We start from the raw sequence: 21894 nt of genomic DNA on the forward strand, positions 1-21894 counted from the left end.
TCAACTAGCCTTGTCCGGGTGACGACGCGGATCGTGATCATCGGTGGGGGGCCGGCCGGCTACGAGGCGGCACTGGTTGCCGCGGGTCGCGGCCGGGAGGTCGCCGAGGTCACCGTGGTGGACTCCGACGGCATCGGCGGAGCCTGCGTGCTCTTCGACTGCGTGCCCTCCAAGACGTTCATCGCCTCCACCGGGGTTCGCACCGAACTGCGCCGCGCCGCGGGCCTGGGATTCGAGATCGGCATCGACGCCGCCAAGATCTCGCTGCCCGACATCAACAACCGCGTCAAGACCCTGGCCCGCTCCCAGTCCGCCGATATCGGCACCCAGCTGTTGCGCGAGAAGGTCAACGTCGTACAGGGCCACGGCGAGCTGATCGACGCGGTCCCCGGTATGGCACACCACCGGGTGAAGGTCACCACCCCCTCCGGCCAGGTTGGCGTGCTCAAGGCCGACGTCGTGTTGATCGCCACCGGGGCCAGCCCGCGCGTCCTGCCCAACGCGGTGCCCGACGGCAAGCGGATTCTGACCTGGCGCCAGCTCTACGACCTGCCCGAGCTGCCCGAACATCTGGTCATCGTCGGCTCCGGCGTCACCGGTGCCGAGTTCTGTAATGCCTATACCGAACTGGGCGTCGACGTCACCGTCGTCGCCAGCCGCGACCAGATCCTGCCCCACGAGGACAGCGACGCCGCGGCCGTGCTGGAGGAGACCTTCGCCGAGCGCGGCGTGACGCTGGTCAAGAACGCCAGGGCCGACTCGGTGGTCAGCACCGGCACCGGGGTGAAGGTCACGATGGCCGACGGCCGCGTCGTCGAGGGCAGCCACGCGCTGATGACGGTCGGATCGGTACCGAACACGTCGGGCCTTGGCCTCGAGCGGGTCGGCATCGAACTCGGCCCGGGCAACTACATCCCGGTGGACCGGGTGTCGCGCACCTCGGCGGCCGGGATCTACGCCGCAGGCGACTGCACCGGGCTACTGCTGCTGGCTTCGGTCGCGGCCATGCAGGGCCGCATCGCGATGTACCACGCGCTGGGCGAGGGAGTGGCCCCGATCCGGCTGCGCACTGTTGCTTCGGCCACATTCACCCGGCCCGAGATCGCCGCCGTCGGCGTGCCGCAAACCGCGATCGACAGCGGATCGGTCCCGGCCAGGACCCTGATGCTGCCGCTGACCACCAACGCCCGCGCGAAGATGTCGCTGCTCAAGCGCGGCTTCGTCAAGATCTTCTGCCGGCCTGCCACCGGCGTCGTCATCGGCGGTGTGGTGGTCGCCCCGATCGCCTCCGAATTGATCCTGCCGATCGCCCTTGCGGTGCAAAACCGCATCTCGGTGACCGATCTGGCACAGACGCTGTCGGTGTACCCGTCACTGTCCGGCTCGATCGTCGAGGCTGCGCGCCGCCTGATGGCCCACGACGATCTCGACTAGCCTGGGGCCATGAGCGACCCGATCCTTCGACCGGGCACCGGTCAGACCTATCTCGGACCAACCGAGCGTGCGCACGCCTGGCAGCGGCTGGGCAGCGAACAGTTCGACGTCGTCGTCATCGGCGGCGGTGTGGTCGGTGCGGGCTGCGCACTGGATGCCGCGACCCGCGGGCTCAAAGTGGCCCTCGTCGAGGCGCGCGACTTCGCCTCGGGCACATCGAGCCGCAGTTCCAAGATGTTCCACGGTGGTCTGCGCTACCTCGAGCAGCTGGAGTTCGGCCTGGTCCGCGAGGCACTGCACGAGCGTGAACTGTCGTTGACCACGCTGGCGCCGCATCTGGTCAAGCCGCTGCCGTTTCTGTTCCCGCTGACCAAGCGGGTCTGGGAGCGGCCATACGTCGCGGCGGGCATTTTCCTCTACGACCAGCTCGGCGGCGCGAAATCCGTTCCGGCGCAAAAGCATTTGACGAAGTCGGGTGCGCTTCGGCTGGCGCCGGGACTCAAGCGCAGCTCGCTGATCGGCGGAATCCGCTACTACGACACCGTCGTCGATGACGCCCGGCACACCATGACCGTTGCCCGCACCGCCGCGCACTACGGCGCCGTGGTGCGCACCTCGACCCAGGTGGTCTCGCTGCTGCGGGAGGGCGACCGGGTGATCGGAGTCCAGATCCGCGACTCCGAGGACGGTGCGGTGGAGGACGTCCGCGGTCACGTCGTGATCAACGCGACCGGGGTGTGGACCGACGAGATCCAGGCCTTGAGCAAGGAGCGTGGCCGGTTCCGGGTGCGCGCGTCCAAAGGCGTGCACGTCGTGGTGCCCCGGGATCGGATCGTGTCCGAGGTGGCGATCATCCTGCGCACCGAGAAGTCGGTGCTGTTCGTGATCCCGTGGGGCACACACTGGATCATCGGCACCACCGACACCGACTGGAACCTCGACCTGGCGCATCCGGCCGCGACGAAGGCCGACATCGACTACATCCTGGGCCACGTCAACACCGTGCTGGCCACCCCACTCACGCACGATGACATCGACGGGGTGTACGCCGGGCTGCGTCCGCTGCTGGCCGGGGAAAGCGAAGAGACGTCCAAGCTGTCTCGCGAGCACGCGGTGGCGGTGCCGTCGCCGGGCCTGGTCGCGATTGCCGGGGGCAAATACACCACGTATCGGGTGATGGCGCAGGATGCGGTGGACGCCGCTGCCGAGTACATCCCGGCGCGGGTGGCGCCGTCGATCACCGAGAAGGTCCCGCTGATGGGCGCCGACGGATACTTCGCGCTGGTCAACCAAACCCAGAGTGTGGGCGCCGGGTATGGGCTGCACCCCTATCGGGTGCGGCACCTGCTGGACCGGTACGGCTCGCTGATCGGCGACGTCCTGGCCCTGGCCGCCGACAAGCCGGAGCTGCTGGATCCGATCACCGAGGCGCCGGTGTACCTCAAGGTGGAGGCCGCCTACGCCGCGGCTGCCGAAGGCGCACTGCACCTGGAGGACATCCTGGCCCGGCGGATGCGGATCTCGATCGAATACCCGCACCGCGGCGTGGACTGCGCCCGCGAGGTCGCCGAGGTCGTCGCGCCGATTCTGGGCTGGAGTCGCGACGACATCGACCGCGAGGTGGATACCTATCTGGCGCGGGTGGAGGCCGAGGTTCTGTCGCAGGCTCAGCCCGACGACGAGTCCGCTGATGCCCTGCGTGCGTCGGCGCCCGAGGCCCGCGCCGAGATCCTCGAGCCGGTGCCGCTTACTTGAGGCGGCGTCGCTCGGCCCCACTCCCGGATCGCGACGGGGTGGGCCCGGCGCGGGTGCGCCTGCGTGGCGGAGCGGTGCTCGTCGAGCTGGCCGACCGGTTCGGCGCGGCTGCTGCCGAGAAAGTGTTCAACGGCGAGGTGGTCGACGCCGACGGTGCGGTGATCACGCCGTCGTCGGTATTGCCGCCCGGTGCGCATGTGTACCTGTATCGGGAGCTGCCCGACGAGGTGGTGGTGCCGTTCGAGATTCCGGTGCTCTACCGCGACGACGACATCGTGGTGGTCGACAAGCCGCACTTCCTGGCCACCATGCCGCGTGGCCGGCATGTCGCGCAGACGGCCTTGGTGCGGCTGCGCCGGTCGCTTGATCTGCCCGAGTTGAGTCCCGCGCATCGGCTGGACCGGCTGACCGCGGGGGTGTTGCTGTTCACCGTGCGGCGTGAGGTGCGCGGCGCCTATCAGACGTTGTTCGCGCGGGGGCTGGTGTCCAAGACGTATGTGGCGCGCTCGTCTTCGTCGGCGTCGGTTGCTCTTCCGGCGGTAGTACGCAGTCGAATAATCAAGCGGCGCAGCGTGTTACAGGCCGTCGAGGAACCCGGCGAGCCGAACGCCGAGACGCTGGTCGAGGCGCTGGGCGAGGGCTGGTATCGGCTGAGCCCGCGGACCGGACGCACGCATCAGTTGCGGGTGCACATGGCTTCGCTGGGTCTGCCGATCGACAACGACCCGCTCTATCCACGGATCGTCGAGGTGGCCGCCGACGACTTCTCCGCCCCGCTGCAGCTGGTGGCGCAGCGGCTCGAGTTCGACGATCCGCTGTCCGGTGAGCCGCGGTCGTTCGTGAGCTCGGCCGGCGTGCACTGAAGGGACCAATGCCCTCGGGGCGGTGACCTTCGGTCCCTGGTGGTTGGCTGTGAACCGCGTGACGCTCGAGGTATGGACGACGATCATGAGTTGGTGCTGGTAGCCGCATACCCTGACGTCGAGCGGGCCGCCTCCGACTTCCACGAGCTGGAGAAGCGGATCAAGCACGGCTTGGAATTGCGGGCTGCGGCCTTGGTCACGAAGGACGCCGAAGGGCAGCCGCACGTCTTGGAGGCGCACAATCGGCACGGCCGGGTCGCCCTCGGTATGGGCGCCGGGCTGGGGATCCTGTTCGGACTGTTCCTGCCACCAGTGGGCCTCGCCGTCGTCGTCGGGGGAGCGGCAGGCGCGCTGGTGGGCGCGTTCGCCGAGCACGAGCTGCGCATCGGTCTACAACGTGAAGTGGGCGGCGCACTCGAGGCCGGTACCGGGGTGGTGGTTGCCCTGGTCTATCCCAACGGCCGCGGACCCGTTGAGTCGACTCTGTATCGCGCCGCCGAAATGAGGTCGATCCGGATGGACCGCGCCACGATCAACAGCCTCGACGAACTGGTGGCCGACGAGATCGCGAAAATCACTCACCCGCCGGCCGACCCGGTTACCGCTGACACGACGGGCACCAGTACGTGACGCGGTCGTCGTCGGAGGACTCGGCGCGGCGAATCGGGGTGCCGCAACGGCGGCACGGCTCACCGGCTCGGCCGTAGACCCAGAGGTCTTGGCCGCCTCTGCGGTTGCCGGTGGTGGTGCGATTCATTCGTGTTCGATTCGCCCACAACATGTCTCGCGCTCTGGTGACGACCCGCAGCGGATCGGAGAGGCTGCTGACTGGACTGGTGGGGAGTCGGCCGAACACGAAGCAGAGTTCGTTGGCGTAGACGTTTCCGACGCCGGCGAGGTTGCGCTGATCGAGCAGGGCCGGTGCGATGGGGCGGTCGGGGTCCTGGGCAAGGTTCGCTGCCGCCACTGTGGGATCCCAGTCGTCGCCGAGGAGATCGGGCCCCAGGTGGGCGACGGCATCTTCGTCGTGCTCCCGGTCAAGAATCTCCAGGACGCCGAGGTCGATGCCCAACGCCTGGATATCGTCCGCTTCCAGAATGATTCGGATCTTGTAGGCGTTGCGGACGGGTTTGCCCTTCGGGCCGACCCGCCATGCGCCGTCCATCTTCAGGTGTGAGTGGATGCTGGCCGGGCCCACTCGGATGAACAGGTGCTTACCGCGACTGATCACCTCGTCGACGGTCTGGCCGGCGAGGTCCACGGTGGCGTAGCGCGGCACGCGGATATCGCACCGCGTCAGCGTCCTACCGACCAGCGCCTCGCGCAGGTTGGCCGCGGTGCGGAAGACGGTGTCGCCTTCGGGCATGGTTCCAGCCTAGAAGGGCGGGGGATGGGCGGTAGCTCTCGCCTCGTTGAGTCCGCGTTCCCAGCGGATCCGATTGGCCCGGTCTTGGGCGCGGGTCCGGCGGCGAGCCGGCATCATCACACCGCGTCCGGGCGGACTCGGGCTCGGGGTCTTGGGCGGCTTCAGCTCCGCGGTCGGAGTGAAAAGCTGCGGAAAGAACAGCGCGCCGCCAGGTTTCGTGGTGTAGGTGCGGCCCGACGGAGACGTCCAGACCACTGTGCCGTCGGGCAACTGACGGTCAGTCCAGCCACCCGGCCCGGCATAGAAAGTCTTCAGCAGATGGTGAAGCCGGCACAGTAGTTTCACGTTCGACGGATGCGTGGGCCCGATCGGGTACGGCACGGTGTGATCGATGTCCGTCATCGACGCCGGGCGATCGCACCCGGGGAATCGGCATGTCAGATCCCGGCAGCGGACGAATTCCGCCAGGGCGACCGAAGGTCGATACCGGGGTTCGGCGCTCAGCTCCTTGCCACCGACCACCGGCCGGAGCTTCGCGCGCTTCGCCAACCTTCGAACGGTCTCGGCCGGAATGCCGCCATAGCCCGGCAATAGCGCCGGAGTGTCCGTTTCGCCGGTGATCGTCGTGGCATCGGCCAGCAGGTGAATGATGATGGGGCCCGGCGCGGAGTCGTTGCTCGAGCGAGCTGGGCAGTCCTCGGATCCACAATCGCAGCACATCGTCGAATCACCGTTTGCCCACGCGCCCAACGCATCCGACCGGCGTTGGCGAGTGGTGCGCGGGTCATCCCGGCACACGGTCGCGGCGAGCTGGTTGAGGCGCTGGTCGAAGGCTGCGGCGTCTGACGCTCGCACGCGACCGTAGATTTCCGCCATTCCGTCTGCCGCGGGGGTGGTCTCGATATGACGGTCATCGTCGGCTTGTCGTGCGGCGCGCACGGCATGTGGATCAAGTTCTCTGACGAACCAGTCGATCCGCTCTTTGAGTTTCTCCTCAGAGCAGGTGTTCCACCCCGCGGCGTGCTGCGCAAGCCGAGTGTCGACGGCGTCGAGTACGTCCGCATCGGTGATCAGGCCGGTACGGAAGACTGCGGTGATCACGATGCGATATTCGATTGCGCCCGAGGCGAATAACGCGCCCAGTTTGGGTAGCCGTTCGATGAGCTGCACGCCGTAGTTCATCTGCGACGATGCGCGGCCTTGGCTGATGCCGAGTTCGGCGGCCACTTCGGCTGCGACTGCCTCCCAGTTGTCGATGCACCACTGAGCGCGTTCAGCTGCCTCGACCGACCGCATCCGGTGCTGACAGAGCCGGCCGGCAGCCAGAAGTCGCTCTGCGATCGCGACTCGTTCATTGCGCTGCCCACGGCGCATCGTCTCGAGGAGATCGGCATCAGTTCGCGCTTCGAACATGTGTTCGATACTACTCTCGCTCCCCGACAAGTTTTCTGAATCGGACAACCCTGTGACCCTCAGCGCAACCGCAGGCCGCGGGGAGTGCGGCTGAAACCGGCGTCCACCAGCGCGTCGGCGGTGGCCTTCCGGTCGGCATGCGCACCGGCCTCCAAAACCGGTATGCCGTCCAGCTTTTCAACCAGCACGCCACCGATACGGCCGCTGCTCACCAGGTCGGCCAGCGTTCCCGCCGCGGCGCGCTGCGCTTCGTCGTCGGTGCTGAAGTTCACCAGCGAGCGTCCGCCCCGCTCGAGGAACCACACCAGCGCACCGTCCACCAGGATGACGAGTGCGCCGGCCTTCCGTCCGGGCCGATGGCCGGCGTCGGCGTCAGCGCGCGCCGGCCAGGGGAGTGCCGCGCCATACGGGTTGGCCGGATCCGCGGCCGCCAGCACGACCGCGTGGTAGTCGGGCCGCTCAGGATCCACTCCGTCGAGATAGGTCCGCAGCCGGTCGACCGTCGACGCGACCGCGAACTGCGCTCCGCCGAGCGACTCGACGAAGTAACCGCGCTGGCATCGCCCGGCTTCCTCGAAACCGGTCAGCACCTTGTACATCGTGGCGAATCCGCCGGGCACTCCCTCGGCGGCTGCTGCGCCCTTGGTCAGCACACCATGGCGGTTCAGCAACAATTCCGCTGAGAAATGCGCCCGCACAGTCGAATCCGGCTCGCGAGCCGGCACTGCCGACCACCGCCCGGCGACCGTCGAATCCACCGAGCGGGCTTGGGCGTGCGCCACCGAATAGCGGCTCAACCGCGGCGCCCGTCGCTGCCGGTGCGCCGGTGCGGCGGCACGACGAGTACCGGGCTTGCGTCCACCCGCCAGCATGGCGCGTACCGGCGCAAACGTGTCGCCGGTGACCCAGCCGGCCCAAATCAGATCCCACAGAGCGGCTTTGGCGGTCTCTTCCGAACCGCCGACCAGCTGCCGGAAGAAGAACGCGCCGCGCGCCTCGCCGGGCTCGCCGAGGACCTCGAGGATCGCGCGGTGCGCATCGGTGAAGTCGATCTCGGCGGGAGTCGCGAGCGTCAGCGGTGCGGTGTCGGCATGGTGGAACGTGATCCAGCCGTCGCTGCCCGAGATCGAGCCAGCTCCTGACCAGGTGACCTCACCCGAGGCCAGCAGCTCGTCGAGCATCGCGGGCTGGTAGTCACGCACCCGTGGGCCGAACACCAGCGGCTCGACCGCTGATGCGGGGATCGGCACCCCGGCCAGCTGGTCGATCACGCTCGCCAGACCGTCGACCCCAGATGTCGCAGAACTGCCGACCTGCTGCCACGCCGGCAGAAAACGCGCGTACGCCGCTGTGCTGACCGGTTCCACCTGGGCCCGCAGCGCCGCCAGCGAGCGCCGACGCAGAATGCGCAGCACCTCGGCGTCACACCATTGGTCTGCATCCGGCGCGGCGACGAACTCACCGCGAACCAGCTTGCCGTCCACCGACATCCGGCCCAGCACATCGGCGGCGACCCGCAGGCCGAGACCGAACCGGGCGGCGGCCTCGGCGGTGGTGAACGGGCCGCGGGTACGGGCGAAGCGGCCCATCAGCTCACCGAGCGGGTCCGCCACCGCCTCGGTGAAACTCGCCGGGACCCCCACCGGCACGGCGACGCCGACCGCGTCGCGCAACCGGCCGATGTCCTCGATACCGGCCCACCAGGACTGCCCGGCGTACGACAGCGGCAATACCCGTCGAGAGGCATGCAGTCCGTCCAGCCAGGCGCCGACATCGCTGGCGATACAGCGCTCGGCGATCTCGGCCTCGGTCAGCGGGCCGAGCAGGCGCAGCAGGTCCGCCACGCCTTCGGCGTCCCGGGCCTTGCGGTCCTCGGAAAGATGTTGCAGCTGACGCGACGTCGCGGCAATGACGTCGGGGTCGAGCAGCTCCCGGAGTTCGACCCGTCCCAGCAGCTCCGCCAACAGGGTGCTGTCCAGCGACAGCGCGGCCGCGCGTCGCTCGGCCAGCGGGCTGTCGCCCTCGTACATGAACGCACCGACGTAGCCGAACATCAGCGATGCCGCGAACGGTGACGGCATCGGAGTCTCGACCTCCACCAGCCGCACCCGGCGCTGGGCGATCCGGCTCATCAGGTCGGTCAGCGTCGGAACGTCATAGACGTCCTGCAGGCATTCGCGTACCGCCTCCAACACGATCGGGAAGTCGGGGTATTTGCGTGCCACATCCAGCAATTGGGCCGCCCGCTGCCGCTGGTGCCACAACGGCGAACGCTTACCCGGATGGCGTCTGGGCAGCAACAGCGCCCGCGCAGCGCACTCCCGGAACCGGGACGCGAACAGCGCCGAGCCGCCCACCTCGGTGGTGACCAGCGGCTCGATCTCGTCGGGGGCGAAGACGAACAGGTCGGCGCCGGGCGGGGCGTCCTCGGTGTCCGGTAACCGCACGACGATGCCGTCGTCGGAGGCGGTGGGCTTCTCGTCGATTCCGTAGCGCTCCAGCAGCCGGCGGCTGACCGCCAGCGCCAGCGGGCCGTGCACCTTCAGTCCGTAGGGGGAGTGCAGCACCACCCGCCAGTCGCCGAGCTCGTCGCGGAAACGCTCGACCAGCAGAGTGGTGTCGCTGGGAACGGTGGCGGTGGCGGTGCGCTGGTCGTCGAGCAACTGCCAGAGGTTGTCGGTGGCGTAGTCGGCGAAACCCAGCTCATTGCACCGCTTTTCGAAATCGCCGCGGCCCATCCCGGCCAGTTCGCCGGTGAACTTGCCGATCGCCTGGCCGAGCTCGGCGGGCCGGCCCGCGTCGTCGCCGCGCCAGAACGGTAGCCGCGCCGGTTGCCCCGGCGCCGGGATGACGAGCACCCGGTCGTGGGTGATCTCGGTGATCCGCCAACTGGTGGCGCCCAGCGAGATGACGTCGCCGGGCCGGGACTCGTACACCATCTCTTCATCGAGTTCACCGACCCGCGAGGGTTTCTCGGAATCGGTGGCCAGATACACGGTGAACATGCCGCGGTCGGGGATGGCGCCCCCGGAGGTGACCGCCAGCCGCTGTGCGCCGGGACGCGCCGTCAGGGTGCCGTTGTCGCGGTCATAGATCAGTCGCGGCCGTAGCTCGGCGAAATCCGTCGACGGGTACTTTCCCGACAGCAGATCCAGTGTGGCTTCAAAGGCACTGCGCGGCAACGTCGCAAACGGGGCACTGCGCCGCACGACGTCGAACCACTCGTCGGCACTGACCGGCTCCAGAGCGCACGCGGCGACGGTGTGCTGGGCCAGCACGTCGAGCGGATTGGTGGGTACCCGCATGGTCTCGATCTGTCCGGCGAGCATGCGCTGCACGCTGACCGCACAGCCGATCAGGTCGGTCCGGTGCTTGGGGAACAGCACACCGCGGGAGATCTCGCCGACCTGGTGCCCGGCCCGCCCGACGCGCTGCAATCCGCTGGCCACCGACGGTGGCGCTTCGACCTGGATCACCAGATCCACGGCGCCCATGTCGATTCCGAGTTCCAGGCTCGATGTCGCCACCACGGACTTGAGCCGTCCGCTTTTGAGGTCGTCCTCAACCGCGGCGCGCTGCTCCTTGGACACCGAGCCGTGGTGGGCGCGGGCCAGCAGCGGCTCGGCTCCGTAGGTCTGGCCACTGCCCATGATGTGCGCCGGTGGTCCGCCGGGCACCTGGCGGTTGGGCGGCGCATCCAGCTCGACGCCGGAGCGTTCGGCATGAATCTCGTTGATGCGGGCGGTGAGCCGCTCGGCGAGGCGGCGCGAGTTGGCGAACACGATCGTCGAGTTGTGTGCCTCGATGAGGTCGACGATGCGCGCCTCGACATCGGGCCAGATGGTGTTGTTCTCCAGGTTGGCCATATCGGGCACCGGCACCTGCACGGTCAGCTCGAACGTCTTGGCCGCCGGTGGCGCGACGATGGTCGTCGGCCTGGCGCCCGACAGGAACCGGGCGACTTCCTCGGGCGGGCTGACGGTCGCCGAGAGCCCGATGCGCTGGGCCGGTTTTTCCAGCAGCGCATCGAGGCGTTCCAGGGACACCGCAAGATGCGCGCCGCGCTTGGTGGCGGCCACCGCGTGTACCTCGTCGATGATCACCGTCTCGATGCCGGTCAGCGTCTCCCGAGCCGCGGACGTCAGCATCAGAAACAGCGACTCCGGGGTGGTGATCAGGATGTCGGGCGGCTTGGTGATGAGCTCGCGCCGGCGGGCTGGTGGGGTGTCGCCGGAGCGCACGCCGACGCTGATCTGCGGGGCCGGCACACCATCGCGTTCGGCAATACGGGTGATGCCGGTCAGCGGGGTGCGCAGGTTGCGTTCGACGTCGACGGCCAGCGCCTTGAGGGGGGAGACGTACAGGACCCGGGTACCACGTTTCTCCGGCTCCTGAGCCAGCTGGTCGATCGCCCACAGAAAAGCCGCCAGCGTCTTACCCGACCCCGTCGGGGCGATGACCAGGGTGTTGTCCCCGTCGGCGATCGCCGACCAGGCCCGCGCCTGCGCAGCGGTCGGCTGGGCGAAGGTGCCCGTGAACCAGCGCCGCGTCAGCGGACTGAACCGGCTCATCGGATCGGGGGGACTCACGACTCCAGGGTGCCAGGGGGTACCGACAGGTCGACGGGGTGGACGGCGACACAATTGACGGATATGTAGATCATCGAACGTTCGCGCGCCATACTGGTGGCCGCAGGGGCAGCCATCGGGGGATGCTGCGACGCTCGGGGGGTGCAGTGACGTCGGCAACCGCAGTCTGTCGGTCCTGTGGGGCCGAGCCATCGCCGGGGGCCCGGTTCTGCAGTTCGTGTGGTGAGCGCCTGACGCCGGCCGCGGACCATGCCGAATACAAGCAGGTGACGGTGTTGTTCGCCGATGTCGCGCGGTCGATGGACATTGCGGCCGCGCTGGAATTGGAGCGGTTGCGCGACATCATGACCGACCTGGTGGAGCGGTCCGCCGCGGTGGCGCGCCGGTATGGCGGTTCGGTGGAGTACAACGGTGACGGCATCATGGCCCTGTTCGGCGCACCGACAGCGCTGGAGGATCACGCGGTGCGGGCGTGCATGGCCGCGCTGGACATTCAGGACGAGGCGCGGCGACTCGCCGCCGTGGTGAACGAGCACGACGAGCTCGATCTCCGGGTACGCGTCGGACTGAATTCCGGTCGGGTGATCGCCGGGATGCTCGGTTCCGGCGCGCTGGGCTACGCCGCGACCGGAGAGACGGTCGGCTTCGCGCAGCGGATGGAGTCGGTGGCGCCGCCGGGTGAGGTGATGCTGTCCCAGACGACCGCGCGACTGGTCGAACACCAGGCGGTCCTGGCCGCGGCCGCGCCCGTGATGGTCAAGGGGTTCGATGCCCCGGTATGCGGGTTTCGGCTCGTGTCGATCCGCGCCAGGGGCACCAGGCCGGACAGGGTCGAGGCCAGTCTGGTGGGTCGGCGCTGGGAACTCGCGGCCCTGGAGGCCATGGTGGACCGCGCGACCGAGCGTCGCGGTGGTGTGGTGAGTGTGATGGGGCCGCCGGGCATCGGTAAGTCGCGGGTGGCTCGCGAAGCCGCGGCGCTGGCCGCCTTACGCGGCGTCGAGGTGGTGTGGACTTTCTGTGAGTCGCATGCCCGGGACGTGCCTTTCCATCTCGTGACGCAATTGCTGCGTGCCGTCATCGGGGTGACGGACCTCGACGATTCCTGTGCCCGGGCGAGACTGCGGGACCGCCTGCCCGCCGCCGGGGCACAAGACCTGTTGCTGCTCGACGAATTGCTCGGCATCGCGGACCCGGAAGTGCCATTGCCCGTGATCGATCCGGACGCGCGCCGGCGTCGGCTGACCGCAATGATCAACACCGCGTCCCTGGCGCGCATGACGCCCGAGTTGGTGGTCATCGAGGATTCGCATTGGATCGACGTGGTCAGCGAATCCATGGTGTCGGAGTTTTTGTCCGTTGTACCGAGGACTCCGTTGATGGTACTGATCACCGCCCGGCCGGAGTATCGCGGAGAGCTCTCGCGGGTGTCCGGCGCCCAATCGATAGCGCTTGCGCCCCTGAGTGATTCGGATACCACCGCCTTGCTGACGGAGTTGTTGGGATCGGACTCCTCGGTGGACGAGGTGACCGCGATCATTGCGGAAAGATCGCAGGGAAATCCGTTCTTCGCCGAGGAGATGGTGCGCGAACTGGTTCAGCGTGGCGCGTTGCACGGTGAGCCGGGAAGTTACGTCTGCGACGCCGCCATAGCCGAACTGGATGTTCCGGTGACGGTGCAGGCCGCGCTGGAATCGCGCATCGATCGCCTCAGCGTATCGGCGAAGCGCACCGTGACCGCGGCGTCGGTGGTCGGGAACCGGTTCGGCGAGGACCTGCTCGCAGCGCTCGGAGCCGACCCGGAATTCGGCGAACTGATCGACGCGGAGCTGATCGAACAGGTTCGGTTCACACCGGTTGCCGAGTATGCCTTCCGCCACCCGCTGGTTCGGGCGGTGGCCTATGAGTCACAGTTGAAGTCGGACCGCGCCGAATCACATCGTCGCCTGGCCGCCGCCATTGCCCAACGAGCACCGGAGTCGTTGGACGACAACGCCGCTCAGATCGCCGAGCATCTCTACTCGGCTGGTGATCTGCGGGCCGCCTACGACTGGCACATGCGAGCGGGTGCCTCGTCGGGCAACCGGGATGTGGCCGCCGCACGGGTCAGTTGGGAGCGCGCCTGTCGTATCGCCGACGAGTTGCCCGACGATGCCACCGATGTTCTGGCCGCACGCATCGCTCCCCGAACGATGCTCTGTGCCTCGGGGTGGCAAGCCATCGAAGAAAGCCGCGGCCGGATCGACGAACTTCGAACATTGTGCGCCCGAGCCGGAGATCAGGTTTCGCTGGCGATCGGAATGTCCGGACTGGCCACCGAGCTGATGTATTCGGGCCGCTCCGTCGAGGGATCCCGGCTGATGTCGGAACAGATGCAGTCGATGGCGTCGCTTGGCGATCCCAGCGTGATCGCGTTGGGAATGATCGCGTTCAACAACTGGTTCGACGCCGGTGAGTTCGACGAGATTCTGCGGTGGTCGGAGACGGTTATCGAGCTGACCGAGCATGACCCGAACGCCGGCGCAGGCATGGGGTTCGGGTCACCGCTGGCCGCCGCGCTGGCATGGCACGGCGTCGCCGCGTGGTGGCGCGGTCTTCCCGGCTGGCGCGAGGATCTCTCGCGGGCGTGGACGATTGCCCAGAAGAGTGATCCGACCACCTCGGCAATGGTGGTGGGCTGGACATTCGGACTCGAAATCGCCTTCGGTGTTCTGCGCGCGAACGATGCGGCGTTGCGCACCATCGAGGAGGCCGTCCAGACCGCCGAGGGGTCGAGCAATCCGGCGCTCAGCATCGCCACGTGGACGCTGGCGGTTGCGTTGCTCGACAGCGAGTCCGCCGACGCCCGCCGGCGCGGGCTGGAACTGATGGCCAGGGTTCGCGACATGTGGGTGCAGGAGCCCATCGAATTCCTGATTCCGGTTGCCGACTTCTGTTCTGCTGCACAGCGATGCAGGCAGGGTGAGCGCGCTGCTGTGCTACCCGTGATCCGAGACGCCGTGGCGAATCTGCACCGGGCGGGCCGGCCGTTCTTCGGCGTCCTCGGTATCCGCGCGCTGGTCGAGACGCTGGCATACGACGGCGACGAGGCCGATCTCGCCGAGGCGCAACAGGCCATCGAGTTCCTCAGCAGCTGGCTGGGGGATACCGGTTCGGCGGTGGTCACGATGACCGAGCTGCGACTGCGCGCTCTGCTGGCCCGCTGTCGTGGAGATGACCCCGCGTATCACGTTCTGACCGAACGGTATCGGGCGATGACGCGAGCCCTGGATTTCGATTGATGACGGCGGATACGGCGTGCAGATCCTGCGGCAGCGTCCCGCGCGGCGACGCCAGGTTCTGTGATCAGTGCGGGGCTCCGACCGCAGGGCCGAGGGACGCCGCCGAGTACAAGCAGGTGACGGTGTTGTTCGCCGATGTCGCGCGGTCGATGGGCCTTGCCGCGGCGCTCGATTTGGAGCGGTTGCGCGAGGTCATGACCGACCTGGTGGAGCGGTCCGCCGCGGTGGCGCGCCGGTATGGCGGGTCGGTCGAGTACAACGGCGACGGGATCATGGCACTCTTCGGCGCGCCGACAGCACTTGAAGATCACGCTTTTCGCGCATGCCTGGCCGGCCTCGACATCCAGGACGAGATGTCCCGGCTCGCGGCAGCGGTAAAGCAACGTGACGGCATCGACGTCGACGTCCGGGTGGGTCTGAACTCCGGGCGGGTGATCGCGGGCGAGATCGGTTCGGGAGCACTCGGCTACCGCGCCACCGGTGAGACGGTGGGGATGGCACAGCGGATGGAGTCGGCGGCGCCGGCGGGCGCGGTGATGGTGTCGGAGTCGACGGCGCGACTTGTCGAAAACGCTGCGAGGCTTGCTGATCCGGAATGGGTCTGCATCAAGGGCGCCGACGAGCCAGTTCGTGCGTACCGATTGGTGAACGTGCTTCTGGGTGATCGACCGGCGGATCGTGCCGAAGCGGGTTTGGTGGGCCGGCGGTGGGAGATGGCCGTTCTGGACGCCATTGCAGAGCGCGCCGTCGGCGGTCGCGGTGGTGTGGTGCGGCTGGTGGGGCCGCCGGGGATCGGTAAGTCCCGGGTTGCCCGGGAGACCGCCGCGATGGCGGCAGACCGTGGAATCGAGGTGGCCTGGACGTTGTGCGGCTCGCACACCGCCGAAATACCCTTCCACGCGGTGAGCCGGCTGTTGCGTGCGGTGACCGGCGTTGCTGGAGTGGACCCCGACTCTGCCCGGCAACGGTTACGCAGCCTGATCCCCGGAGCCGATCCGCAGGATCTTCTGCTGATGGACGACCTGCTCGGGGTGGCTGACAGCGATGTGCCGTTGCCTCGAATCGATCCGGATGCACGTCGGCGGCGGCTGACCGCATTGGTCAACACGGTGTCACTGGCACGGGTCCAGCCTGCGCTGCTGATCATCGAAGACGCTCACTGGATGGATGCGATCAGCGAGTCGATGCTGGCCGACTTCCTCGCCGTGGTTCCCCGAACACCCGCCATGGTGCTGATCACCTTCCGTCCCGAGTATTGCGGCTCCTTGGCGGGAATGGCGTCGGCACAAACGGTTTCGCTGGGTCCGTTGTGCGACTCGGACACAGCGACCCTGCTGACCGAGTTGCTGGGTGCAGATCCGTCGGTGCAGGAGCTGGTCGGGGTGATCGGGGATCGAGCGGCAGGCAACCCGTTCTTCGCCGAGGAGATGGTCCGTGAGCTGGCGCAGCGCGGGGTGCTGACCGGTTCCCACGGACGTTTCACCTGCCGGACGGATGTCACCGAAGTCAGCGTTCCGGTGACGGTTCAGGCCGCGATCAGTGCGCGCATCGACCGGCTCAGCGAACCCGCGAAGCGAACCCTGCACGCCGCCGCGGTGATCGGCGCGCACTTCGGCGCCGAACTGCTTGCCGCGCTCGACAGTGACGCGACGACCGATGAGTTGCTTCACGTCGAACTGATCGATCAAGTCCGGTTCACGCCGACCCCGGAGTATGCGTTCCGCCACCCGCTGATTCATGCGGTCGCCTACGAGTCTCAGCTGAAATCCGATCGGGCTCTGTGGCATCGGCGGCTTGCGGCCGCACTGGAGCAGTCTGCCCCCGATCTGGCCGACGAGAACGCAGCGCTCATTGCCGAGCACCTTTATGCCGCGGGCGATCTTCACGCGGCCTACGCCTGGCACATGCGGGCCGGTACCTGGTCGGCGAGTCGCGACATCTCTGCGGCCCGGTGGAACTGGGAGCGGGCACGACGCATCGCCGACGATCTGCCCGTCGATGCCGCGGCCACCTTGTCGATACGGATCGCTCCGCGGACGATGCTCTGCGCCAGCGATTTTCACGCCAGTGCCATCACCGAGAGCCGCGGCCGATTCGCCGAACTTCGGGAGCTGTGCACCGCTGCCGATGACAGAGTCTCCCTCGCCATCGGCATGACCGGTCAGGTCACCGAGTACCTGTACGTCAATCGGGCCCGCGAGGCCGCGGTCCTAGCATCCGAGCAAATCGATCTGCTGGACTCCATCGGTGATCCGAATCTGATTGTCGGCCTGTCGTTCCCCGTCTTCACCACGTGGTTCAACCAGGCTGATTTCGTCAAGATCTCCCGCTGGACACAGCGGGTCATCGAATTGGCCGCGGACGATCCGACTGTGGGAACCGGATTCGGCTTCGCATCACCGCTGTCGGCCGCATTGGCCTTCCGCGGGATTTCGCGGTGGTGGCAGGGGCAGAAGGGCTGGCGCGACGACCTGCGCGACGCGACGACGATGGCGCAGACAACCGATCCGGCAACACTCGGCTTCGTCCTGGCGTGGACGTACGGCGTCGAGATCGGCTACGGGGTCCTGCGGGCTGATGACTGCGCGATCGAAGCAAGTCAACGGGCGGTGGAATCCGCCAAGCGCATCGGAAACGACAACGCAGTGACCATCGCGGAGTACGGGCTAGGGGTGGCGCTGTTGTACCGGGAGAGCGAGTCCGAGCGGCGTCGAGGCCTGGAACTGATGGATGAGGCCCTCGCGATGCTGCGGGTCCGCGTGCCGTCGCTGGTGCCGGTCACCGAGATGTTCGCCGCCCGTGAGCGGGCCAGGATCGGAGATCGTGATGCGGCAATATCGGTGATACGTGCCGCTCTGGCAATCCTGTACGAGCAGAGCAGTTTCGGCTGGGTCGTCGCAGGAGTCGGGATTCTGGTCGAGGCGCTGGCAGAGCGAGGCGCTGACAGCGACCTCGCCGAAGCCCAAGACGCACTCGACGAGTTGAATAGCTTCCGCTCCGAGCATGATTCGGCGATTCTTGACATCACGGTTCTGCGCCTGCGCACGATGTTGGCCAAGGCGCGTGACGAGGACAGTAGATACCGGGAGTTGTTGCGTGACTATCGCGCAACGGCGGAATCACTGGGCTTCGAGGGGCACATCGCCTGGGCGAGCACCTAGCTCTCCGGGCGGCCGGCGCATGCGCCCAGCACACTTGTCCAATTCGGCGATGTGCCGCGAACGTGAGCCTCTGCCAACGACATCAGGAAACGGCGCATGCTGCTGTCGTCGCGCCGAAGGGTGCCCACCACGGTGGCGTCGTCACCGCAGGCATCCAAGGATTCCTCGATATCAGCCGACAGCGCCCGCTCCGGGCTGCATTCGATGAAGGTGCGGTGACCCCGCCCGTACGCCCAGCGCACCGCATCTTCGAACAACACCGTTTGGCGGAGATTTGCAAACCAATAGTCCCCGTCGAGTACCGCGGCACCGGCGGCAGCCCCGGTGACCGTCGATATGAAGGTGACCGTGGCAGGTTTGGGCCGGACATCGGCGAGCTGTTGGCGCAGCCGTTCGCGCAGCTCTTCCATGTCAACTGAATGCGAGGCGTAGGGGAGGGGGATTCGCTTGACCGGCAGGTGATCACGCTCGCAGCGGGCAACCAGGTCGGCGATGGCCACCGCACTTCCCGCGACGACGGTGGAGGACGGGCTGTTGCGCTCGGCGATCGCAATGGAACCGTCCCACGGTCCGATCAACTCACACACCTGGTCCACAGGCTCGGGGATGAACACTGTGCTGCCTGATCCCACAACGTCGGTGATGGCCTCGCACTGTGCGCAGAGCACCCGGGCGGCGTCTCGCAGCGACAGGGCGCCCGCCACGTAGGCCGCCGCAATCTCGCCCTGGGAATGCCCGACGACCGCGTCGGGTTCGACGCCCAGCGCGCGCCACTGCGCCGCCAGCGACACCATCACCGCGAACAGGATCGGCTGCGCCACATCGTCGCCGCCCACGTCAGGCGAGCCGGGCTCGCCGCGCAGAGTCCCGATCAGCGACCAGTCGAGAAACTCGGCGAACGTGTCGTCGCATCGCCGCATCTCCGTGGCGAAGGCGCCTGCGGTGTCCAGCAATTCACCGGCCATTCCCACCCACAGCGATCCCTGCCCCGGAAACACGAATGCCGTTCGTCCTGCGCGGGTGGCCCTGCCGGTGATCACACCGGGAGACGGCGTGCCGGACGCGATCGCCCGCAACCCGGCCAGCAGCTCGCCGCGGCCCGCGCCGACGATGACCGCGCGGTGCCGAAACGGTGCGCAGTCGCCGCCCAACGAGTACGCGACATCGATCGGGTCGGTGTCCGGGTGCTCATGAAGGGCCCGCTGCAGCGCTGCCGCTGTGCCCGCCAACGCCGACGCCGACTTCGCGGACAGCGTCCAGGGCGTGATGCCGGCAGTCATCGCGCTCCCCTTTCCCGACGGACGAAGTGACTCCGGCCTGTCCCCGCCGCAGGCCGGAGTCACTCGCCGACCAGTGTTGAGCCGGTGAGACGATCATCGACCGGGTGGATGCGCGGGGCTGCAGTAGTGCACTACTGCAAATCAGGTCACCGCAGCAGCGCGGCGAGTTCGTCCCGGGTCTTGGTCCCCGTTTTGGCCATCGCCCGATGGACGTGGCTCTCGACAGTGCGCACCGACAGACTGAGACGCTCGGCGATCGCGCGGTTGGACATGCGCTGTCCGACCAGCATGACGATCTCCCGTTCGCGCCCGGTGAACGGCAGCCGTTGGGATGCCTGCCGGACAGCAGGGGTGACCAATCCACCGCATCGTTGCGCCAACGTCGCGACCCGCGTCGAACAACTCAATGCGGAGCCGCGCTGATCGCGATGACGGTGTATCAGCGCGGCATGGGCTGCGGCGTCGGCTGCCGCGACCAGATCGCCAAGGCCCTCGAAGGCCTCTGAGACCGCGGCGAGCTCATGGGCATCCCCGTCGTGCAACGCCGTGGCGAAGCGGGCGGCCGCGGCGGCCCGGGGACCGTCGACGATCGCCGCGAGTTCGTTCAACCGCGCCGCGCCGGTGCGGTCGCCGAACTGGGCGACTGTCTGCCAACACAGCACTTCGGCGCCGAACTGGCCTTTCGCGCAGGCTCTTTCGGCCGCAGCGGAGGCTACGGCAATCGCCTCGCTGACGGCACCCTGGTTTGCGGACACCCAGGCGCGGGCCAGGCTCACCTCGTAGTCCAGTGATCGGAAGGGGCGCCTGACGGTGTCGAGTGCGGCTAGCACCGTGACCGCCTCGTCGATGTCGTCCAGCAACGCGAGCGCGGTGACACGCACGACGTTGTAGCGGTATCCCCAGCCCATGCCATGGCCGGCGGCCGACAAGCCCAGCGCGGCCTGTCCCAGCAGTCGGCAGGCGAGGTCGATGTCTCCGGCACCCAGCGCGGCCCGTCCGGCGACTGCCGCTCCGAGTAGCTGAGCCTCTCCCGGCAGATCGGCGGCCTGGCTGCCCACGCCCTGCGCGACCTCGCCGGCATCGGCGATCCGGCCGGCAAGCAGGAGCGCCGTCAGATGGGCGTCCGCGATGTTGAAGCGCATCTGCGGTGCGTCGAATCGGCGGGTCGCGGCCTGATATCCCGCCTCGGCGTGGGCCTCGGCGTCGGTGGCCTGGCCGGCCTCGCCGGACACCACCGTCAAAGCCCAGGCGATCTCGGCGCCGACAACCGGCGGCAGATCACCGAGGACGAGTGGGTGCGCGGCCTCTCGCGCCGACTGTGGGTCATCGGTGGCGAACCGATGCACGACGCGGAACGCATCGAGGTAGGTGCGTGCCTCCGCGGATTCGACGGCGGACTGCTGCTCGACGATCTCGATCGCCCGCGCCGGATCGCCGAGAACCCACATCATGTTGCTGGCCCGATGGAATGCGAGTTTGGCCCGGTCGACGTCGGTCAGATCGCCGGCTGACATCGCGGTCAGCACATCGTCGGCTTCGGTACCCCGCGACAGCCATGACAGTGCGTGCGCGCGGACGAAGTTCGGTTCGGGGCCCGCGCCGGCGGCGACCGCTGCCGTCGCAAGCCGATCGGCCAGCGACAGGTCCGCCAGCCAGACGGCACCGTTGGCGGCGCGCACCAGAAGGTCGGTGTCGGGTGCGAGGTCGGATTCGATGCTCAAGGTGGCCCGCTTGACCACCACCCGGACATCGTTGGCGTCGTCGGAGCGTGCCAGTTCGGCAGCCACCAGTCCGCGCAATCGCCGCAACCGGGCCACCGATGCCCGGCGGCGGCGCACTTCGCCGTAGATCGGATGGGCCACCCGCGCGTGCACACTGCTTCCGGTCGACTCCAACGAGATCAGACCGCGGGTCTCGGCCTCCTCGATCGCCGCCAGGTCCGCGATGCGCTCCAGGACGGGCAATTCCATCGGCTCGGCGACGGCCAGGACGTCGATCACGTCACCGACCGCGCCGGGCAATGTGCCGATCCGGGATTCGACCAAGCCGACCAGGTCGGGCGGCAGGACGGGATCGCCTGCCCACACCCATGTGTCATGGTGCCGCGCGAGCCGCCCGTCGGCAACCTCCTGCTCGACGATGTTGCGCAGGTACAGCGGATTGCCGTGCGTGAGCTGCCAGATCCGTTGTGCGCAAGAGTGTTCCACGGGTGCCTTCAGGGCGGCCGTAAGCAGGGCGATCGTGGTATCGAGCGACAACGGCGTAACCGCGATCCGGTCGAATCGGGCGGCTGCCGAAATCTCCTGCAGTGCAGCCGGAATCGATTCGTCATCGCGAACGGTCAGGATGACTTTCGCGGCGCTGCGTTGCACGAGCTGATGCAGGACGAAGATCGACAGATCATCGAGCAGCTGCGCGTCATCCACGGCGACGATCACACGCGCGGGCGACGTTGTGGCAGTCAGTGACTCGATCACTCCGCGGACCAGCTGAACAGTCTCAGAGGCGCCATGGCGGGTCCAGGCGGCGAACGCACCCAGCGGAATGGACCGGGCCGAGGAGGCGCCCACCACCCACCGGCCCTGGCAGCCCTGCGCCTCAGCGGCGATCAGCGCCTCCCGGGCGATCCTGCTTTTACCGACTCCCGCCGCGCCGGACACGACAACGCCCGCCACGTCCGGCGCCGCGATCGCTGACCCGATGGATCGCATCTGCCCGGTGCGGCCTATCAACGGCCACGACAAGCGCACGCCCA

The 21894-nt window shown here is 68.0% G+C and carries 11 protein-coding genes; 6 read left to right on the top strand and 5 right to left on the bottom strand.

Features of this window, described 5'->3' with window-relative positions; all coding sequences use genetic code 11:
• Positions 1 to 18: 18 nt before the first annotated feature.
• The 4 genes from G6N32_RS06240 (at position 19) to G6N32_RS06255 (ending at position 4682) form a co-directional block, all read left to right on the top strand.
• Positions 19 to 1434: an NAD(P)H-quinone dehydrogenase gene (locus G6N32_RS06240; RefSeq protein ID WP_115316744.1), complete on the top strand. Its 1416-nt coding sequence runs from the start codon at positions 19 to 21 to the stop codon at positions 1432 to 1434.
• A gap of 9 nt (positions 1435 to 1443) precedes the next feature.
• Entirely contained in the window at positions 1444 to 3189 is a 1746-nt protein-coding gene (locus tag G6N32_RS06245) for a glycerol-3-phosphate dehydrogenase/oxidase (protein ID WP_115316743.1), read from the top strand.
• On the top strand, positions 3186 to 4052 hold the full coding sequence (locus tag G6N32_RS06250) for a pseudouridine synthase (protein ID WP_115316742.1): 867 nt from the start codon (positions 3186 to 3188) through the stop codon (positions 4050 to 4052). The genes G6N32_RS06245 and G6N32_RS06250 overlap by 4 nt, the downstream gene beginning before the upstream one ends.
• Before the next feature lie 72 nt (positions 4053 to 4124).
• Positions 4125 to 4682 carry a DUF1269 domain-containing protein gene (locus G6N32_RS06255; protein ID WP_115316741.1) on the top strand — a complete coding sequence of 186 codons (558 nt, stop codon included), beginning with the start codon at positions 4125 to 4127 and terminating at the stop codon, positions 4680 to 4682.
• On the opposite strand, the gene nei2 is transcribed toward G6N32_RS06255, so the two are convergent.
• The 3 genes from nei2 to G6N32_RS06270 are packed head-to-tail and all read right to left on the bottom strand — an operon-like array spanning position 4651 to position 11402.
• Positions 4651 to 5418, bottom strand: coding sequence for an endonuclease VIII Nei2 (gene nei2 / locus G6N32_RS06260; protein ID WP_115316740.1), 768 nt, complete (start codon positions 5416 to 5418; stop codon positions 4651 to 4653). The genes G6N32_RS06255 and nei2 overlap by 32 nt on opposite strands.
• 9 nt (positions 5419 to 5427) lie before the next feature.
• The gene (locus tag G6N32_RS06265) at positions 5428 to 6831 is read right to left on the bottom strand and encodes an HNH endonuclease signature motif containing protein (RefSeq protein ID WP_115316739.1); all 1404 of its coding nucleotides are present in this window, start codon (positions 6829 to 6831) and stop codon (positions 5428 to 5430) included.
• A 59-nt stretch (positions 6832 to 6890) separates the two neighbouring features.
• Positions 6891 to 11402 (bottom strand): ATP-dependent helicase, encoded by a 4512-nt coding sequence (locus tag G6N32_RS06270; RefSeq protein WP_115318790.1) that lies wholly within the window; start codon positions 11400 to 11402, stop codon positions 6891 to 6893.
• Positions 11403 to 11542: 140 nt separating this feature from the next.
• Here G6N32_RS06270 and G6N32_RS06275 point away from each other — a divergent pair, with 140 nt between their 5' ends.
• On the top strand, positions 11543 to 14698 hold the full coding sequence (locus tag G6N32_RS06275; RefSeq protein WP_115316738.1) for an adenylate/guanylate cyclase domain-containing protein: 3156 nt from the start codon (positions 11543 to 11545) through the stop codon (positions 14696 to 14698).
• Positions 14698 to 17859 (top strand): ATP-binding protein, encoded by a 3162-nt coding sequence (locus G6N32_RS06280; RefSeq protein ID WP_115316737.1) that lies wholly within the window; start codon positions 14698 to 14700, stop codon positions 17857 to 17859. The genes G6N32_RS06275 and G6N32_RS06280 overlap by 1 nt, the downstream gene beginning before the upstream one ends.
• Here G6N32_RS06280 and G6N32_RS06285 read toward each other — a convergent pair.
• Together G6N32_RS06285 and G6N32_RS06290 are read right to left on the bottom strand one after the other, a co-directional pair.
• The gene (locus tag G6N32_RS06285) at positions 17856 to 19139 is read right to left on the bottom strand and encodes an acyltransferase domain-containing protein (RefSeq protein WP_115316736.1); all 1284 of its coding nucleotides are present in this window, start codon (positions 19137 to 19139) and stop codon (positions 17856 to 17858) included. The two genes, G6N32_RS06280 and G6N32_RS06285, sit on opposite strands and share 4 nt — an antisense overlap.
• 146 nt (positions 19140 to 19285) lie before the next feature.
• Positions 19286 to 21889, bottom strand: a complete 2604-nt coding sequence (locus G6N32_RS06290; protein WP_115318789.1) for a helix-turn-helix transcriptional regulator — start codon at positions 21887 to 21889, stop codon at positions 19286 to 19288.
• Positions 21890 to 21894 lie beyond the last annotated feature (5 nt).

This window comes from Mycolicibacterium aichiense (genome assembly GCF_010726245.1).
GTDB classification, from domain to species: Bacteria; Actinomycetota; Actinomycetes; order Mycobacteriales; family Mycobacteriaceae; genus Mycobacterium; species Mycobacterium aichiense.

Excerpts from the sequence above, each read along its gene's own strand:
- G6N32_RS06245 (WP_115316743.1), top strand. The coding sequence starts at position 1,444 with ATGAGCGACCCGATCCTTCGACCGGGCACCGGTCAGACCTATCTCGGA.
- G6N32_RS06255 (WP_115316741.1), top strand. The coding sequence starts at position 4,125 with ATGGACGACGATCATGAGTTGGTGCTGGTAGCCGCATACCCTGACGTC.
- nei2 (WP_115316740.1), bottom strand. The coding sequence starts at position 5,418 with ATGCCCGAAGGCGACACCGTCTTCCGCACCGCGGCCAACCTGCGCGAG.
- G6N32_RS06265 (WP_115316739.1), bottom strand. The coding sequence starts at position 6,831 with ATGTTCGAAGCGCGAACTGATGCCGATCTCCTCGAGACGATGCGCCGT.
- G6N32_RS06270 (WP_115318790.1), bottom strand. The coding sequence starts at position 11,402 with ATGAGCCGGTTCAGTCCGCTGACGCGGCGCTGGTTCACGGGCACCTTC.
- G6N32_RS06275 (WP_115316738.1), top strand. The coding sequence starts at position 11,543 with ATGCTGCGACGCTCGGGGGGTGCAGTGACGTCGGCAACCGCAGTCTGT.
- G6N32_RS06280 (WP_115316737.1), top strand. The coding sequence starts at position 14,698 with ATGACGGCGGATACGGCGTGCAGATCCTGCGGCAGCGTCCCGCGCGGC.
- G6N32_RS06285 (WP_115316736.1), bottom strand. The coding sequence starts at position 19,139 with ATGACTGCCGGCATCACGCCCTGGACGCTGTCCGCGAAGTCGGCGTCG.